The sequence below is a fragment of the Pontiella desulfatans genome, assembly GCF_900890425.1.
Lineage (GTDB): Bacteria > Verrucomicrobiota > Kiritimatiellia > Kiritimatiellales > Pontiellaceae > Pontiella > Pontiella desulfatans.
In genome coordinates, this window is sequence record NZ_CAAHFG010000002.1 from 860,782 (window position 1) to 880,041 (window position 19,260).

Below are 19,260 nucleotides of genomic sequence, written 5' to 3' on the forward strand. Positions count from 1 at the left end.
ATGAACAGGAGAGATGGCCTGCGGACAGGCATGAACGTGGTGGTGATCAAGAGCGACCAACAGCGGGCGGATACGATTGCCGCGCTGGGAAACCCATGGATGATCACCCCCAATCTCGACCGGTTGGCGCGGGAGTCGGTTGCCTTCGGCAACGCCTTTTGCTGCGGCGCCACCTGCGTGGCTTCGCGCGGCGCGTTCTATACCGGGCAATTTCCGCACAACACCGGCTGCTATGCCTTCGAACCCTGGGCGCACAACCGCACCTGGCTGCATGAAATCCAGGAATCCGGCTACCGCACGGCGGCCATCGGCAAGGTGCACCACTGGCCGGCCGAGGAAAAGATGGCCTTTGATGAGCGCGTCTATGCGGAAAACTTCCCGGAGATGAAGGGCAGCCACGACGACTATGCCAACTACCTGAAAGCCCACGGCTTGGAGAGTCCATGCAAGGTGCTCACGCAGGACGGCATGTGGCTGGAAAAGTGCACGTCCGATGTTTTCCCGTATGATGAGGAGCACCATGTCGATCAATATGTCGGCCGCATGGCGACGCGCTGGATCAACGACTATGAGGGCGAGAAACCGTTCTATCTGCACATCGGCTTCCAGGGGCCGCACGATCCGTATGATCCGCCGAAGCGTTTTCTGGATATGTACGAAGGGCGCGATGTTCCGCTACCACATTTCGACAAAGGCGGCCTCGATGCACGTCCGCCGCAGTATGCGCGCTTCATGGAGGCCACGCGCAATCCGAACAAGTTCGATGTTGCGCCGCCCTACGGCGTATGGGCCTGCGAGCTGCAGGATAAAAATGAAGAAGATCTCAAACGGATGCGTCGGCACTATTATGCCAAGATTACCGGGATCGACCATCAGGTTGGAAAGATCCTCGATGCGCTCGAAGCACAGGGGCTGATGGACAACACGCTCATCCTCTTCACCTCCGACCACGGCGACAACCTCGGCGACCATGAAATGATCTACAAGTGGCTCATGACCGAACAGGCGCTGCATGTTCCCATGCTCGCGCGCCTGCCGGGCGGCGTGCGCGGCGGGGCGGTGGACGACGACTTGTTCACGCAAATGGATATAGGGCCGACGATTCTCACGGCATTGGGGCTGGAGGTGCCGCAGCGGCTGGATGGACGCAGCAACTGGAAACGCCTGGCCAACGGCGACGCCGGCGAAGCGCCGGAACGCGTCTATTGCGAAGACAACTATCTGACGATGGTGCGCTCCAACGACCGTAAGCTGATCTATTATGCCGGGCAGGAGCATGAAGAATATTTTGATTTAAGCACTGATCCGTGGGAGGAGCACAACCTGGCCGCCGACCCGGACTTTGCGCAGGAAATCCTACAGACCAAGGCCGACATGCTGGATTGGCTGACGGTGTCGCGCTATCTCGGATCGCTGCCGCACATCAACGACCCGTGTGGCAAGCGCGGCATCTGGCCGGCCAACCACCCGCACGATCCATACGTGCTGAGTACAGGGTCAAAAAAGCCGGGGAATCCATGAGCCGGCCGGATCCATTCTTCGCAATGCTTGCCGCGCTGTTGGCCGTTGCGTCCGTCCATGCGGCTAACCAGGAATGGGACAGCGGGGGCGGCGCGGATCAGGACTGGGCAACCGCCGCGAACTGGGGCGGCGACCTTCCGGACACGGTTCCTGCCGCGGCCGATGCGGTGGTCATCGGCGATGGCGGCACGGCCGTTTATTCCGCCGCATCGGGAACGGAGTCCGTTCAGCGAACGCAGGTGAACGGAGGTTCCACGCTGAAGATCACCGGTGGCTCGTTGAGCCATACCCAGACGGGAAGCGCAACCAGGAACAACGTCGGTGCCGGCAGTGCCGGCACGGTCAACCAGTCCGGCGGTATCCATGTTGTTGCCCACCAACTCCGGGTGGGTTCCGGTAGCGGGGGCGATGGAACCTATGAGCTTTCGGGGGGCGACCTGCGGGTAACGCGTGGCGGCAGCTCCGGCGTGTCTGGTTCGTCCACTTCGATCGACATCGGTGTGGATGGAGGGGCTGGTCTGCTTAAGGTTTCCGGCGGTTCCTTGGAAACCCGCGTTGGCGTCGGCATCGGGGCCAACGGCACCTTCCGCATCGAAGGCGGGGCGGCTTCGTCGATCGCCATCGGAAGCAACGGTTCCGGCGATGGCCATTGGAAACAGGACTCCGGGGGCGTTCTCGACCTTCGGGTTGATGCCAACGGGCTGACGCCCATCTTCATCGACCAGGTGGACGGAACGGGGGCCGGCGGAGACGTCGTCTTTGCCGAAGGTGCGCTGCTCGATGTCGGATTCCTTGGCGGATTGAATACGTTCGGTGTTTGGGATGCGATGCAGTGGGAAGGAATCCTGACGGATGGCGGCCTGGACTTCGCGGCGGGCGTTGATACCTCCCAATGGAGTTTTGCCTTTGTCGATACAACCGCATCGGGCCAAGCCGACACGCTGCGCATTCAATCGGTGGCCAGCAACGATGGAACCTGGATCGATGCCACCAACTCGGCGGTAAGCTGGACGGATCATTCGAAATGGAGCGACGGCACGGTGGCCTACGGTTCCGGCAAGACCGCGCTGTTCGAACTGAACCATACCACCGGTAAAGTTGTTGATCTGCCCACCGATATCGTGATCGGAACGATCCGCTACCGCGACAATGGGGAGGTCAACCGAAGCATGGTGATCGAATCAGCCAACGGGAGCAAACTGATCATGGCCGCCACCAACAGCGCCCCGTTGATCTGGGCGCGCAACAAGGATATTACGGTGGATGTGGTGCTGGCCGGCACCAACGGGTTGGAGCTGGCCTCTTCCATCATCCTCAAGCAACGCAACACCTATTCGGGAACCACAACGATTCGCGATGCGTCCGGAACGGTAAAGACCACCTATCCCGGAGACTTCGGGGCAAGCGACCTGACGGTGCTGGGCTCGGTTTATGTCGACCACAGCCAGGTGCTCGTTCCTTCCGCAACGCTGATGCTCGAAACCGGTGCAACCATGGAACTCGGTTTCGCCGGTGTGCTGCCCGCCGAAGCCGACTTTGCCGACCTGTTTGTCAGTGGCCTGACGCTGGATGGCGTTGCGCAACCGGATGGCGTCTACAGCGCTTCGACCCATCCCGCTTACTTTGCGGGAACCGGCGAAATCGTGGTGCGGCCTTTTCGCGACGGCTTTCCGCTGGCGCTGAACGAAACGAATGCGCTCGTTTGGCCAAGCCAGGCGGCAAACCTCTACGAAGTCCATGAAGCCTCCAATTTGGGTTCCAACGATTGGACGAATCTCGCGACCGTGGCCGCCACGCCGCCGACGAATGTTTTCGGCACGGGAGCAACGGGGGATGCGGCCGGGTTCTTCCGGGTGGTGGAGCGCCCGGATTATTTGCCGACCGTCCGCGCCGGTGTGATGGCGAAGCTGGACAGCTTGGTCTCCAACAATTATCTGGTGGACCAAAACCTGAACACGGCCACGAACCGGCATGGGCAGTTCCACAATAGCGACAACATGCGGATGTCGGAATGCACGCCGGTGCTGGTGTGGTGCTACATGCAACCCGACAGCGCCCACTACCAGAATCCCGAAGTGTTGAACCGCGCCATCTGGTCGGTCGACTACATGTGCCGCGCCCAGGGCATCAATGGCGGCTTCAATGAATACCACGGGTGGTGCGGCGTACCGGACCGGACCAATGGAAAAAGCTCGGTGCTGGGCTTCACGATGCACGCCATCGGCAACGCGGTTGAGCGGATGTGCAACCTGCCTGAAATGAACGCGCGGCTCTCCGAACCGATGGATCCGAACGGCACCGGTAGCAACGACACCGAGCGCCGCGTTGCCTGGAAAACCATGCTGGCCGCCGCCATGGAAAATCAGTTTTCCGGATCGGGCAGGGGGCATGCGCCGAACCAGGACCTGTGCGCGTTGATGGGGGTTTATGCCATCAACGGTGCGTATGCCGCGCTCGATGGAGGAACGTCGCTTAAGACGCAGGCCGAGATCGATGCGCTTTCGAACGAAATCTTTTATGGGTATCCTTCGGCCGCTTCAAGTAATCCGAACGGACAGTGGTTCAGCAGCACGGGCATGCTGGGCGAGCATGGCCACGCGGATTATGGCTACGATGGAAACTATGGCGTGAAGGTTTGCTTCCGCTACCTCGGCGTGCTGGCGCCGCACGATCCAACCGCCGCCACATTCCTGTCCACTAAATTCGCCGATGCCATGCAATATTTTTTCGTGGCGGACGCCGCCGCTCCGCTGGGCGTGTTTGCCGAAAACGGCATTGCGCGCCGCTCCACCGGTGACCCGATGGATCCGACGATGAGCGTGATCGGTTGTGCGGCGGGATACCATCCATCGCTCGACCGGCTCTACGACATCATGCTGCCGCACTTTGCTTCCGCACCGGTCGCCAACATGAAATTCACCTCCCCGCATCATCTCCAGATCGGGGTCTGGGCCTATTGCGAATGGCTCGACAAAATCAGCGAACCGGCCAACACGGGCTATCGCCTGCCGGCGGAGCAAAGCGCCGCGTGGGAGTTCCGCGACACCACCATGAAGCTGCTGGCCACCAAGCCGGTTGACGGCGTGCCGACCTACTACACCGAAATCTGGGACACCGCCGACCAGGCCCGCCGCCACGTCACCGGCCAGGCCGCCGAAACGATCGATAGCCTGTATGAATTCTAATGAAAGACGGAAGATGAATGTCAGAACCATCTTGGTGGCGGCCGGGCTGTTGCTTGCGGGAGTGTGCGTGCAGGCCGCGCCGGTGGAAATCGATTCCCTGGAAGAGCTGGCGGACTATGCGCGGCGGGACAACGTCTCCGTGCGGCTGAAGCCGGGCGTCTATGAATTGAATGATGCTTCATTGGGCCGGGAGCTGGACCTGAAGCTCTACAAGGGCGACACCCCCACGCGGGACTATCCCGCTGCGGCCTTGCTGCTGTTTTCCGGAAACCACAGCACCTACGATCTATCCGGAGCTGAGATCCGGTTGGATACCAAACTGCATCAGGCCTTTTGGAAACGGAAGCTCTTCGAAGTATTCGTAACGGGGAACCGGAATACGATTGAAGGGCTGACCGTGCGGGATGTCGGCGAGGAGGTGCCATCGGATAGCGCCATCATGTTGACGGTGATGGGCGACGACAACACGATCTCAAAGGCGGATCTTTTCATCCACGGCTCATCGCCCTACGGCTACGGCCATTTGCTGGGCAAGGGCGGTGGAGCGCTCGTTCCGCTGCATAAACATTCTTCGTTTCTGATCGCAGGAAAAAACACGAAGGTGCTCGGCTGCAAGGTGGTGACGCACGGTTTCGGGCACGGCATCGTGATGCAGGGCGCCGTCGATACGCTGATCAAGGATTGTTACGTTGAAGGTGAAATGCGCACCACCGATGAAATGCTCGCGGAGACCAGCGGGCTCGCTTTCGATGTCGGATTTAAAAGCGACTATCCGCCGGGGACAATTGTTCCGGGCCAGATCAAATGCCTGGCGGAAGACGGCATCCGCACCTATGCCTATGGTTCTCTGGTGGGCCGCAGCACCGAGCGTGTGATCGTGGAAAACTGCGTGATCAAGCATATGCGCTCCGGGGTTGCGCTGGGTGCTGAGCGCGGGCCGTCAACAGTTACGGGAACCACGGTCATCGGTTGTCAGGAGCGCGGCTATTCCATTGGGTCGAACGGCGTGATTGAACATTGCAAAGGCGACGCCATGTACGGCCCATTGCTGACCTTTCTCGGAGCACGCACCAAAAACTGTACGATTGATTTGGAACTGATGCCGGAAACCAATGCCTTCCCGGTGACGCGCTTGCTGGAAGTCAACGGAACCGGCCACACGATCACCGTGCGGAACCATGAAGGCAAACGGCGACGGAAGGAGACTCCGTTTGTTTTTGGCGAGTCGGATTGGGGCGATATCCATCTGTTCCGTGCGCCGGATTCCGATCCCTCCAACTATTCCGGGGCCTACAGTTGCACACTCACCAACCAGACCGGCATGCCGATTGTTTTCAGCGAACTCTCTGAAAACTGCACGGTGGTGACCGATGGCCGGATTCAGAAAAAAGGAGGCAAAAACAACAAGGTGGTCAAGGTCCGATGATGCCGTTGAAACAAGCCGTTGCAGTTGGTTGCGCACTGATGTTTTTTTCGGTCGCGCGCGGCGGGGTTTCCTGCCTGGAGGAGTGGAGCGGTGTTTCGGTGAAGCGCGGCGTCGCGCGCTTGGCGGTGCCCGGCGAGGCGTCGTTCACCTATCCCGACGGAGAGCGGGGCTGGCACCGCGTTGGGCTCTCTTTTGTGCATGACGGATCGGCGAACTGGCGGGACATGCATGGCATCCGGTTCGAGGTTTTCCTGCCGGCGGATAAGGCGCTGAAGGCGCAGGCCACGATGCAGAACGCACCCTACAAGCTGAACAAGGGCAGCACGGATGTGGTGGATACCTTGTCGGCCTCGTTTGGGTTGGCCGGGAAAGGCTGGCACACGGTCACGCTGCCGCTGGAATCGTTCAATCTTCCGCGGGCCAAGCCGTTTGCATTGGAGAGCATTAAGAGCTTTTCAATCAAGGCCGGGTTCGCGGATGGAAGCGAAGGGGAGCTCAAGCTGCGCAACCTGCAGGTGGTGAAAGCGGATCGCATCAATTTGGAGAGTGGCATCCGTTCCCGCTCCGCCAAGGGCGGCGAAACCGTGGTCTATGAATTGCTGGTTTCCAACTGCACCGATGAACCGCAGGCGGTTGTGTTGTCGCAGTCGGCGAAAGGCCGGGAGGTGATGGGCACCACCGTCGAGCCATCTGAATGGGTCTTGCAACCCGGCGAAAGAAAAACCTGCACCGTGTCGGTGACGGTTTCCGGGCGCGTCGCGTCGGGTGGGCACGAAACGCAGACCATCATCGCTTCGGCCAACGGTCATCCGGCAGGGAAGATTGAATATCTCACGGCGGCGCGGCTGCCGCATCCTTACCTGATTCACACGCAGGCGCGGTGGGACGCGGTGCGCGAAAAAGCAAAGACGGTGGAGTGGGCGAAAAAGGAAGCGGCGAAAATAATCAAGGCTTCCAATGGTTGGAACGTGCCGGAAGTCAACTCGACCAAAATATCGAAGGCGAGCAACAGCATCTATCTCATTCAAAAGGGGGCGGTGAAGGAGGCCTGGAATGCGGCGATCGCCTGGCAGCTGACCGGCGATAAGGCGCATGCCGAAAAGGTCGCGCTGTTCCTTCGTCGTCTCTCCGATCCGGAAACCGGCTATCCAAAAACCTTGCAGGCGAGCAGCGGCAGCCTCGTGCAGGAAGGGGTGTTCTTCCAGCATGCGGCGTGGGCCTACGACACGATCCATAATGCGGCGGTTTTGACCGGTGAAGACCATGCGAACATCGAGCAGACGTTCCGGCTCTATTTCAAGGTAATCGACCAGAGCATCAGCCAGGGCATTACCGGCAACTGGGAGGTGGCGCAGCTGTGCGGCGCGGTCTATTGCGCGCTGGCGATCCAGGATCTGGCGGCGGTCGAACGGTTCATCGAAGGCCCCGGCGGGTTCTACGACCAGGTCAGCAACGGCATCATGGCCGATGGCTGGTGGTATGAATGCGCGATCGGCTACAATGGTTGGGTGACCAGCGAGTTCACGCAGCTGGCGTTGGCGCTCCAGCCCTGGGGCATCGACTATCTGCATGCCTCATTCCCGGCGGCCTACTCAAAGGAATACAGCATCTTTCCGGTCGATGCCGCCGCGCGTCGCCAATATATCTACGGCAAGCCGTTCCAGAAGTGGGGCCCCATCCATAAGCCCTATGTGAAGATACAGGATATGTGGAACGCCATGCTGCCGTATATCGATTACGACGGCGTCATGTTTGCCAACAACGATGCGGTCGAAAACCGTTTTGATGCCAACTATTACGAGATTGCCTACTTTGCCTATGGCGACCCGAAATATGCCTCCGTCATTAAGGGCTCCGGCCATCGGGATCTGGTTTATGGCGTGGCGGAGCTGCCGGAGCAAACGCCTGCGTTTGGAAACGGGTCGGCCTTTTCGGATAATGTGGGCGCGGCCATGCTGCGCTCCACGCAGGAAGAACCACGGGAGCGGATCCAGGCGGTGCTCAAGTATGGCACGCACGGCGGCTACCATGGCCACTTCGACCGCACGGCTCTCAACTCGCTAATGCGCTATGGGCGCAGTTTCTACAACCCGGAACATGTCTGGTACAGCTATCCAAACTTCATGTACGCCTACTTCGTGCAGAGCTCGCTTCCCCACAATATGGTGGTGGTCGATATGAAACAGCAGGAGGCGGTGGAGAGCCACAAGCTGCTGTTCAGCACGAATGAGTTGATGCAGGTGACGGCGGTGGAGACCCTGGCGCGCTGGTCGTCTCCCCCCTACGGCGGCATTAACTATCCCTGGTTCACCGGCGATACCTTCCAGGAAAAATGCTGGGACGAGGGGCGCCATATGCCCGTTCCCGAAAACGAGCCGAAGTGGGGTGTGCTCGGGTCGTTCACGGATCGCGTAACCCAGCGCCGACTCATGGCCGTGACGGATGATTATGTCGTGCTCGCGGACTACCTTGAAGCTCCGGAGGAACACACCTTCGACTGCCTCTTCAACATTAAGGGCTTCCAAGGGATCGAAGGTGCGAGACCGGTTCGCCACACCGAGCAGATGAATCCCGATCCGGTGCTGGCGGCGCAGCTCATCACCGATTGCAACTGGTACAGTGCGGATGGTACCACCAAGGTCAGCTTCGAAACGCAGTATGGAAAAGGGGCCGACAACGCCGGCACCCGCATCCATGGCGCCGATGGCGTGCTGAAGATGGATGTCTATTCCGCCTGGCCTCGTGAACGCGAAGTGATGATCGGCACGCTGCCCGAAGCGCATGGGGTCAACCGTAAGTTTTGGTATGCCGTGAAGGGCGATGGAAAAACGCTGGCCGATGGAAAATTCGGCGCCTGGATTCTCGGGCGCGATGAAATCGATGTTTCGCTTGAAGGGATCAAAACGCTGACGCTTACCACCAAGGCCGAGTTTAAACCGGATGCCCCGAAAACCCTCTTCTGGGCAAATCCTGTGATTGTGACGGCGGATGGGAAGGAACTGAATCTCAGCGACTTCAAACTTGCTTTCAGCCAAATCGACGACCAACCGGAAAGTGGTTCCGATTATTATGGCGGCCCCATCAAGATTGCCGGTCGCCTGTTCGAAGCAAGCGTTCCGGCCAACCCGCTCCAGTCCGGCGAAGAGGGCACCGTGACCCTCGACCTCACCGGGCTCAATGCCGTCCGTTTCACGGCGCATGTTGGCGGCGACTATCCGCTGGGCGACGAAACGTGGCGGCGCAAATCGCTTAGTTTCCGCACCGATGGAAAACAGGCGCGGTATCTGACCGTCATCGAGCCGTTTGAAAAGGATGGTGTCATTGCGTCGGTTGAAGCCGCATCTGCAAATGAGGTTGATGTGAAGCTGAAAGATGGCCGTACTCAAAAAATCTCGATTCAGAACCTAGAAAAAGGAAAAGAGATCAGTGTGACGATTCGGGAATTCAAAAATGGAACGTTCATTCGAGAGGAAGGGCATGGAAAATAAGCGAGGAGAACGATGGCTGTAGAAACAATGTTCACTCATCCCGCGCTGGGTGCCGAGGTTGTTCAGGAGTTGTTCGGCAAAGCGGGTTCGCATGTCGTGGTGTCGGAGCCGTGCGAGTTTAACTTCTCGAAAAACATCGAGATCGAGGACTATGTCTACATCGGTCCGCATTCGTTCTGGGATGCGACCGGCGGGATCAAAATCGGCACCAACGTCATGTTCGGGCCGCACACCAAAATCTGGACGCTCAACCACAACTTTTACGCAGGGGCGGAATATCTGCCCTACGACTATCATGACATTCTCAAGCCCGTCTCCATCGGGGACAATGCCTGGATTGGCCTGGGCGCCATGCTTTGCCCCGGCATCACCGTGGGCGAGGGGGCGATCGTTGGCATGGGCGCGGTCGTTACGAAGGATGTCCCGCCGCTGGCGATCGTCGGCGGCAACCCGGCCAAGGTGCTGCGCCATCGCGACGAGGCGGAATACAACCGCTTGAAGACCGAGAATAAACTCTATTTGAAGGACAAGTTCACCCCCGGTAACATAAAACAAAAAATCCCGATCAGTTGGGAAGAATTTCAGAAAAAACAGGCGGATAATCATGAATAATAAAGAAGCAATCTATGATGTGATCGTGGTGGGCGGCGGGATTTCCGGCGCCATGGCAGCGATCGGTGCGGCGCGCGCCGGGGCGAAAACCCTCGTGGTGGAACAGTATGGCTTTCTCGGCGGCATGCTGACGGCGGCGGGCGTCGGGCCGATGATGACGTTCCACGCCGGGGAGCAGCAGGTGGTGCAGGGCACGACCGGCGAATTGATCGACCGGCTGAAGGCCAAGGATAAGTCGCCGGGGCATCTGTTCGATACCACGGGCTTCACCTACACCGTCACCCCGTTCGATGTCGAAGGCATGAAGATGGAGCTGGAGCTGATGCTGACCGAGGCCGGCGGGGAGCTGCTCTACCACGCCATGCTCGCTTCGGTCGAAGCCGAAGCCGGCAGGATCAAGTCGATCACCGTCTGCACCAAGGCCGGTTTGGGCAAGCTGCATGCAAAGGTTTTCGTGGATGCCACCGGCGATGCCGACCTGGCGTTCCATGCCGGCGTCGAATGCACCAAGGGGCGGGAGTCGGACGGCGCCTGCCAGCCGATGACCATGAAGATGCGCATGATGAATGTCGATATCCGGCAGGTGCGCGACTACATCAAAAACAATCCCGACGAGTTCCCCCGGTTGGAAGGCGATGTGAACAAGATCGACAAGGCGCCGCGCATTTCCATCGGCGGTTTTGTCAAGACGCTGGCCAAAGGCCGCGCGGCGGGCGACTTCACCTTTCCGCGCGAAGACATTCTCTTCTTCGAGGCCAATGCGCCGGGCGAGGTGATCGTCAACACCACCCGGATCCTTGGCTACGACGCCAACGATCCGTGGAGCTTCAGCTTGGCCGAGATGGAAGGGCGCCGGCAGGCGCTGGAGGTGGACCGCTTCCTGAAAAAATATATTCCGGGTTTCAAGGACTCGGTGCTCGTCTACACCGGCCCGCAGATCGGCGTGCGCAGCTCGCGGCAGATCAAGGGGCAATACACGCTGACCGGCCAGGACATCCATTCCCGCAAAAGCTTCCCCGACACGATTGCCCATACGGGCTACCCGGTCGACATCCACAGCCCGGACGGCGAGGGCACGGCCCATGTGAAACCGAAATGGGGCACCTTCTGCAATATTCCCTACCGCTGCCTGGTGAACGGCCAGATCGCCAACATGGTCACGGTCGGGCGCTGCATCTCGGTCGATTTCGAGGCGCAGGGCGCCGTGCGCACCACGCCAACGATGGGGGCGGTCGGCCAGGCCGGGGGGATCGGCGCGGCCCTGGCCGCCGAGGGCGGCACCTCCGTCGGCGAGATCGACCCGCAGCGGCTTCAGCAGGAATTGAAAAAACAGGGTGCTTTTCTTTCCCTCGCGGAGTTAAACAGCCTCGAATAATCAATGCCAGCAAGGGTTTTTGCTGAAAATTGGTGGTAAATAAATGTAAAAAGGGTTGCTGGTTTTTGGTTCTAAAACTATATATGGAGCATTCATTGCGGCCAGAAAAGGTCCGGGGCGGTAATATGGCATCGATAGTAGACGTGGCAAAGCTGGCGAACGTTTCCGTGGCAACGGTTTCGCGGATCCTGAACGACGAGCGGAACGTGACGCCGGAAACAACCAAGCTGGTCGAGGTGGCCATCAAGGAACTCGGGTATGTGCCCAAGGCGGTCCGTCCGGGCCCCAAGCCGAAAAACCGCAAAGGGATCACCACCGGCACGATTGCCTTCATTTCGGTCGGCTCCTTTTCCCCGGTGGACATGTATCGCATGCCCGCGTTTCCCTCCCTGCTCGGCGGCATCCAGCGCGGCATCGAGCGGCATGGCATGGAGCTGGTGCTCGCCCACCTGCCGGAAGGCAAGGCGGTTCCGCCCGTATTGGCGCGCCGCCGGGCGGACGGGGTGTTGCTGTTTGGCTTCGAGACGCTATCGACGCAGCTTAAGCGGGCGTTGAACCGGGTGCCGGCCGTCTGGTGTTTCCTGCGCGATTCCGTGGCGCCGAGCACCGACTTCGACCATGTGTTGTACGATAATTCACACGTGGGGCGGATGGCGGCGGACTATCTGCTGGGTCGCAAGCACCGGAACCTGATGTTTGTCGGTTCGCGGCCCAACCACCAGGCGTTTGCCGAGCGGCGCGATCAGTTTGTGGCCCTGGTGGCCGCAGGAGGCGGCACGGCCAAAGTGGTGGAGGGTATCGCCAAGAACGACGATGCGTTGACGCCTTCCCGGTTGGAGGAGATTGCCCAGAGGGCGGTGGCCGGCCTCGGGGACGGAGCCGCCCGCACCACCGGGATCTTCGTGAGCAGCGACGACCTCATGGTTCGTGTCTATAACCAGCTGAAGCAACACGGGGTCGAACCCGGGAAAGACGTGGATCTGATCGGGTGCAACAACGATAAGCAATACATGGATCAAATGCATCCGCGTCCGGCAACGGTGGACATCAAGCTCGACCTGGTCGGGGAACGGGCCGTTGAACAACTGCTGTGGCGGATGTCGCATCCGGGCGATATCGCCCAGGCGCAGCTCCTGATCAAGCCCGAGGTTCTGCCCGCAGGAAAACCCGCCGGCAAGGTTCCCTTGTGTTCGGGGTTGCCCTAGGCCAACTTTCGGATCGTTGGACGGCATTGAGGGAAACGGGAAAACAGGGGCGTTAAGGAGAGGTTAGGATGAAGAAAACCAAAAAGACAAAGGGCGTCGTCAAGGGCGCCCCCAGCGGATTCGTCATCAGCCTGATGGTGCATGCCGCCGCATTCCTGCTGGCCGGCATGCTGGTGGTGTTCACCGTGCACCAGAAGGAGGACACAAAGTTTGTTCCCCCCAAGCCGGTCGACCGACCGAAGATGAAGCTCAAGAAGCCCAAGGTGAAGGTGAAGAAGAGCGCCAAGCCGAAACCCACCACCCGCATCGTAACCAAGGTCAAGCGCGCCAGCATGCCGGACATCCAGCTGCCCGAGATGAGCGGCATGGCCGATGGCCTCGTCGGCGGTGTCGGCGGGTTCGAGATCTTGCCGGATTTGTCCGAGGTCACCATGTTTGGCTCGGGGCAGTCGATTGGCAACGACTTTGTCGGCACCTTCTACGACATGAAACGCGATCGCCGCGGGAAGCCCATCCCGCATGACCGCGATACCTTCAAGCAGGATGTGAAGCAGTTCATCATCAAGGGTTGGAAGCCGTCGGCCTGGGCGCGGTTCTACCGCTCCCCGCGGAAACTCTATGCCACCACCTTTGCGGTGCCGCCCGTCCAGTCGGCCCTCGCGCCCGAGGCCTTCGGCGAGCACGACACCATCGGCTACACCTGGATTGCGCACTACAAGGGGCAGCTCGTCTATCCCGAAGACATCACCTTCCGGTTCTGGGGCATGGGCGACGACCTCCTGGCCGTCCGGGTTGACGGGAAGGAAGTCCTGCTGGCGCCCTGGCCCAGCCACGAGGAACCCTTCACCTCCATCTGGCAAACCTCCTCGGCCGATTCCCGCAAATTCGTGCTCGGCAACAACCTTTCCGTGGTGGGCGACTGGATCACGCTCAAGGCCGGCGTCCCGCTGGATATGGAGGTGCTGGTTTCCGAAATCACCGGAGGGGTCTTCTGCTCCCTGCTGTGCGTCGAGGTGGAAGGGGAGGAGTATCCCCGCAATCCAAAGCTCAACGGCCCCACGCTCCCGATCTTCAAAACCGAGGAACCTTCGCTCGACCTCGCCGAAATCATCTGGGCCGACCTCGACCCCGGCGATGCATCCGTCACCAACGGCCCCGTCTTCCGCGACTTCATCGTCAAAGGCGGCACCGGCCTCAAAAACGAGGCCCCGCCGCCGGAACCGGAACCGGACCCCGAGGAAGACCCGATGCGCATCTGGACGAGCACCGATGGCAAGACCATGGAAGCCGAGTTCGTCACCATCATTGGCGACAAGGCCGTGCTCAGGACCCCCAAAGGCAAGCAGATCAAATACGACCTCGTTAAAATGTCGCAGGACGATCGCACCTACATGTCGCTCGCCATGCCACCCAACTTCTCGCTGGATTTTTCCAAGAAAAGCACCCAGCTCGAACGCCCAGAGGAAAGTCCGTATATCGCCAACGAGCGGCCCTTGCAGATGTTCGGCTATACCTTCGGGGTCAAGATGAAGCAAACCGGGGCCGGTTCCTACAACCATCCGCTCAAGGTCGAATATTTCGCCATTGGCGAAGAGGAGGATGGCGACAACTGGGTGCTGCTGGAGCGCAATTCGGCGACCTTCACGCCCAGCAAGGAAAACAAGGGCAACTTCGAGTTCTATGGCGAGCAGGTCAAACTCCAGATCCAGGCCATCCGCGACAGTGCCCCGATGCGCGGCACCAAATATGGCGGCTTCATCATCACGGTAACCGACGAGCGCGGAAAGATCATCCAATACAAGGCCTCGCATGAATTCCTTTACGAACTCAAGGACAAGCTCAAAAAGCTGCCCGTCGGCAAGCATTTCGACAAGAACGGCGACCGCGTTTGCCCGCCGCGCCCCGGGCCGGGCGATCGACCGGATTGGGTCTGATTTGAAATCAATCGCACCCCCTGGCTCGGTCTCTCGGTCCACCCGGACCCCACGGAAAAATTCACGATCGTGAATTTTTCCGTGGAGTGGGGGGAACCCTTGATGGAAGGAAATATGACGATGAAGGAAAAAACAATCCTGTGCTTCGGCGACTCCAATACGTGGGGCGCCGATCCGGCCGGCGGGCCGCGCTTCGACCGCGCCACGCGCTGGCCGTGCATTCTACAGCAGGAGCTGGGAGAGGGATACCATGTGGTGGAGGAGGGGCTGTGTGGCCGAACCACGGTGTGGGACGATCCGGTCGAGGGGCACAAGAATGGTTTCAAGCATCTGGTGCCGCTGGTCCAGTCGCACGAGCCGCTCGACCTGCTGATCATCATGCTCGGCACCAACGATCTGAAAAACCGCTTCGGGGTCTCGGCCTTGGATGTGGCGAACAGCGCTTGGCAATTGGTGAAGGCGGCGCGTTCCTGCGCCTACCCGCCGACCGGGCAGGCGCCGGAGGTGCTGGTGGTCTGTCCGCCTCCGTTCGCCCCGTTGGAGCCCACTCCTTTCAAGGATATGTTTGTTGGCGGGGAGGAAAAATCGCATCAGCTGTCCGCTGCGTTCACCGGGGTTTCCGGGCAGCGCGGCTTCCGGCTGTTCCATGCCGCCGACGTGATCCGCAGCAGTGCCATCGACGGCATTCATTTCGAGGCATCCGAACATGGAAAACTGGGGAAGGCATTGGCCGACGAAATCAGGAAAATCGTATGAAACATGTTTTGAAACTTGGCCTGTTTGGCTTATGCGTTGCTGCGGCAAGCGCTGCTGGACGGACGCTGGATGTCGACTGGCCGGACCAGATGGCCGGCCAGGATTTGCAGTGGAACTCGGTGCCCGAAATCTGGGACGAGGCGCCGTTCATTGGCAATGGCGTGATGGGCAGCATGATCTTCCGGGAGGATGGAAGCCGCCTGGTGATCCAGATCGGTCGCGGCGATGTGCAGGAGCACCGCATGGCATCGGGCCAGCATGTTGCCGGTAATGTGCTGCCCGATTCATCGCGCCTGCCGGTGGGCTATTTCACGCTCGATACCGTCGGGGAAATCAAAGGGTGCGATCTGCGGTTGAACCTGTGGGATGCGGAGATTACGGGTACCGTTTCGACGGATCGCGGCGAACTTGGAATTTTGGCGTTCATCCATTCCGGGCGCAACCTGCTGGTGGTTGAAACCAAGGCCGATTCCGGGGAAGCCGGCTTTGCCTATTCATGGCATCCGGAAGAGGCGTTTTGTCCGCGCGTGAAGGGAAAGCGCAAGGGGGGGAAGGAATATCGCCCTGAATACGACGGCAACCCCGACCCGGTCGTCACGGAAGGCCAGGGGCTGAACACCTGCGTGCAGACGCTGCGTGGCGGCGGGGTGACGGCGACGGCCTGGGCCATTGCCACCAAGGGACGGGAAAAGACATTGCTGGCGAGTGTTGGCCACACCTACCCGGAAGCAAACGCGCTGGAGCTGGCGACCGCCAATGTTGGGTTCGGGAAGAAAACCCCGCTGGACGCGCTGCTCAAGGGCCATCGCCGCTGGTGGCATGCCTTCTGGCCGGAGAGCTTTGTCTCCCTGCCGGATGCGCGCATGGAGAGTTTCCTGTGGGTGCAGCACTATAAAATGGCGTGCACGACCAAGGGCGGAAATCTGCTGGCCGACAACCAAGGGGTTTGGATGCAACCGGTAACCGGTTGGCCGGGACTGTGGTGGAACCTCAATGTGCAACTGGCCTATTCGCACCTGCTGCCGGCCAACCATCCGGAGCTGTCGCTTGGCCTGGTGGAGCACTTGCACAGATACCGCGATAACCTCGCCAAAAACGTGCCGGAAGAAATGCGGGCCGATTCCGCGGCCATCAATACGGTGTCGGGGCAGGATCTGCTCAGTCCCATCGGCGATCCGCGAACCGGCGGCCGGGGTTTGTCGACCGGCAACCTGACCTGGGCGATGCACAATGCCTACATGCAATACCGCTACACGATGGATGAAGCGCTGCTCCGCCACAAAATCTTCCCGTTGCTGAAGCGCGCCATCAACTACTATTTCCATTTCATGATCGAAGGCGAAGACGGGCGAATCCACCTGCCCCGGACGAGCTCTCCCGAATATGGCGATGCCGAGGACTGCAACTATGACCTGGCGCTGCTGCGCTGGGGTTGTGGAACGTTGATCGATATTTGCGGCATCCTCAAGGTGGAGGATCCGCTCCTTCCGAAATGGAGGGATGTCCTGGAGCGGCTCACGCCGTATCCGGTGGATGAAACCGGCTTCATGATCGGCAAGGGGGTGCCCTATGCAAAATCGCACCGCCACTATTCGCAGCTGCTGATGCTCTACCCGCTCTGCATGATGGACCTCGATGATCCGGAGCAGCGCGCGCTGGCCATGAAATCGCTGAAGCACTGGCAGAGCTATCCCGAAGCGTTGGCCGGCTATTCCTACACGGGCTCCTCCTCCATGTTCTCGCTCTTCGGCGACGGCGAAATGGCGGAGCGGCGCATGCAGGATTTCTTCAATGATAAACTGTTGCCGAACACCTTCTACAAGGAGGGATCGCCCGTCATCGAAACCCCGCCGGCCGGGGCAAGGTCTATTCTGGATATGCTGATCCAAAGCTGGGGCGACACGATCCGGGTGTTCCCGGCCATCCCCGAAGCATGGGCGGATGTTTCCTTCGCCGACCTGCGCACCGAAGGCGCTTTTCTCGTGAGTGCCGTCCTTAAAAACGGAAAGACGGCGTTTATATCCATTGAGAGCCTCGCCGGTGCGCCCTGTCGCGTGCGGACGGGGATCAAGGGCGAAATCAAGGTGGATGGAATCGATGCGAAGGATGTGGTGCAACTGGGCGATGGCTTGGTTGAACTGGCGCTTCCGAAGGGCGCAACGGCCATCCTTTCCGATGCCGCCTATAAAGGGGATTTCAACATCGAACCGGTCGCCAAAACCCGTTATGCCGATTGGCGGTGGGGGTTGAGCGGGGAAGGAAAAAAATGAAAACACGGATCATTGCCAGCCTGTTGCTTGCTGCAACCGGATTTGTTCACGGAAAAGCCAAGGTCCCCAATGTGGTGGTCTTCCTGGTGGATGACCTCGGCTACATGGATGTCGGGGCCAACAACCCGGATTGCTTCTACGATACGCCGAACATCGATGCACTGGCCCGGTCCGGCATGCGCTTCACCGATGGCTATGCCGCCAACCCGGTCTGCTCGCCGACCCGCTACAGCCTGATGACCGGCAAGTATCCCACCCGCGCACGGGCGACCAATTATTTTTCCGGCAAGCGCGCTGAAACGTTCAACCCGGCGCCGTTGAACGACAACATGCCACTCGACGAAACCACCCTGGCCCAGGCCTTGAAGACCAAGGGCTATGCCACCTTTTTCGCCGGCAAGTGGCATTTGGGCGAATCCGAGGAATACTATCCGCAGAACCGGGGGTTCGATGTGAACATCGGGGGCTACAGCCGCGGCGGCCCCTATAGCGGGAATAAATATTTTGCGCCGTTCAAGAATCCGGAGATCAAGGAGGAGAGTCCGGAGGGGGAGCATCTGCCCGCGCGCCTGGCCCGGGAAACCGCCACGTTTATCGAGGCCAACAAAGCGCGGCCTTTCCTGGCCTACCTGTCGTTCTATTCCGTGCACACCCCGTTGCAGGGGCGTCCCGATCTGGTGGAAAAATATAAAAAGAAAGCCGCCGGGATGGCCGGCGATGAGTTCGGGGTGGAGGAGCAAATCTGGCCGGTCGAGAAGGAGCGCAAGGTCCGGGTGCTGCAGAAGCACGCGGTCTATGCGGCAATGGTGGAAGCCATGGACGAGGCCGTTGGCCAGGTGCTCCGGCAACTGGAAACCTCCGGTGTGGCCGAAAACACCCTCGTGGTCTTCACCTCCGACAACGGCGGCCTCGCCACGTCGGAAGGGCTTCCCACCAGCAACCTACCGTTGCGCGGCGGCAAGGGCTGGGTCTACGAAGGCGGGATCCGCGAGCCGTGGATCGTGCGCTACCCCGGCGTGACCAAGGCCGGCTCGGAAAGCGCGCAGCCCATCTGCTCGATCGACCTGTTCCCGACCGTCGCCGCCGCCGCCGGAGTGCGCATCGACCACGTGGTCGATGGCATCGACCTTCTTCCCGCGCTCAAGGGCGGGACGCTGGACCGCCAATCGCTCTATTGGCACTATCCGCACTATGGCAACCAGGGCAACTTTCCCGGCGGCGCCATCCGCGAGGGCGACTACAAGCTGGTCGAACGCTATGAAGACGGCCAGGTGCACCTCTACAACCTAAAGAAGGATATCGGCGAGCAGGACGATCTCGCCGCCCGGCAGCCCGAACGGGTGGAGCAGATGCGCAAGCGCCTGCATGCCTGGTATAAAACGGTCGATGCCCAGTTCCTGCGCGAAAAGGATGGAAAAACGCCTTGGCATCCGTAGGGCGGATTTTATAAATAGCGGTTTTCGGGGGACTGTTGATGCGGTGAGTCCG

At 60.0% G+C, this 19,260-nt stretch carries 11 protein-coding genes; all 11 read left to right on the forward strand.

The features are described from left to right. The 11 genes from E9954_RS19245 to E9954_RS19295 all read left to right on the forward strand — a co-directional run bounded on the left by E9954_RS19245 (window position 1) and on the right by E9954_RS19295 (window position 19,208). The gene (locus E9954_RS19245) at window positions 1–1,521 is read left to right on the forward strand and encodes a sulfatase family protein (RefSeq protein WP_136080904.1); all 1,521 of its coding nucleotides are present in this window, start codon (window positions 1–3) and stop codon (window positions 1,519–1,521) included. After that, the gene (locus E9954_RS19250; RefSeq protein ID WP_136080905.1) at window positions 1,518–4,706 is read left to right on the forward strand and encodes an autotransporter outer membrane beta-barrel domain-containing protein; all 3,189 of its coding nucleotides are present in this window, start codon (window positions 1,518–1,520) and stop codon (window positions 4,704–4,706) included. The genes E9954_RS19245 and E9954_RS19250 overlap by 4 nt, the downstream gene beginning before the upstream one ends. A gap of 13 nt (window positions 4,707–4,719) precedes the next feature. Beyond that, window positions 4,720–6,132 carry a hypothetical protein gene (locus E9954_RS19255; protein ID WP_136080906.1) on the forward strand — a complete coding sequence of 471 codons (1,413 nt, stop codon included), beginning with the start codon at window positions 4,720–4,722 and terminating at the stop codon, window positions 6,130–6,132. Beyond that, window positions 6,129–9,620, forward strand: a complete 3,492-nt coding sequence (locus E9954_RS19260; protein ID WP_136080907.1) for a hypothetical protein — start codon at window positions 6,129–6,131, stop codon at window positions 9,618–9,620. Before E9954_RS19255 ends, E9954_RS19260 begins: the two co-directional genes overlap by 4 nt. A gap of 12 nt (window positions 9,621–9,632) precedes the next feature. Beyond that, entirely contained in the window at window positions 9,633–10,232 is a 600-nt protein-coding gene (locus E9954_RS19265; RefSeq protein WP_136080908.1) for an acyltransferase, read from the forward strand. Continuing rightward, window positions 10,225–11,607, forward strand: coding sequence for an FAD-dependent oxidoreductase (locus E9954_RS19270; RefSeq protein WP_136080909.1), 1,383 nt, complete (start codon window positions 10,225–10,227; stop codon window positions 11,605–11,607). The genes E9954_RS19265 and E9954_RS19270 overlap by 8 nt, the downstream gene beginning before the upstream one ends. A gap of 125 nt (window positions 11,608–11,732) precedes the next feature. Next, window positions 11,733–12,812, forward strand: coding sequence for a LacI family DNA-binding transcriptional regulator (locus tag E9954_RS19275; RefSeq protein ID WP_168442413.1), 1,080 nt, complete (start codon window positions 11,733–11,735; stop codon window positions 12,810–12,812). A gap of 68 nt (window positions 12,813–12,880) precedes the next feature. Continuing rightward, window positions 12,881–14,746, forward strand: a complete 1,866-nt coding sequence (locus E9954_RS19280; protein WP_136080911.1) for an SHD1 domain-containing protein — start codon at window positions 12,881–12,883, stop codon at window positions 14,744–14,746. 120 nt (window positions 14,747–14,866) lie between these two features. Continuing rightward, window positions 14,867–15,502, forward strand: coding sequence for an SGNH/GDSL hydrolase family protein (locus E9954_RS19285; RefSeq protein WP_222847245.1), 636 nt, complete (start codon window positions 14,867–14,869; stop codon window positions 15,500–15,502). Then, window positions 15,499–17,772, forward strand: coding sequence for a glycosyl hydrolase family 95 catalytic domain-containing protein (locus tag E9954_RS19290; protein ID WP_136080913.1), 2,274 nt, complete (start codon window positions 15,499–15,501; stop codon window positions 17,770–17,772). Before E9954_RS19285 ends, E9954_RS19290 begins: the two co-directional genes overlap by 4 nt. Continuing rightward, window positions 17,769–19,208: a sulfatase gene (locus E9954_RS19295; RefSeq protein WP_136080914.1), complete on the forward strand. Its 1,440-nt coding sequence runs from the start codon at window positions 17,769–17,771 to the stop codon at window positions 19,206–19,208. The genes E9954_RS19290 and E9954_RS19295 overlap by 4 nt, the downstream gene beginning before the upstream one ends. The last annotated feature ends 52 nt before the right edge of the window (window positions 19,209–19,260 follow it).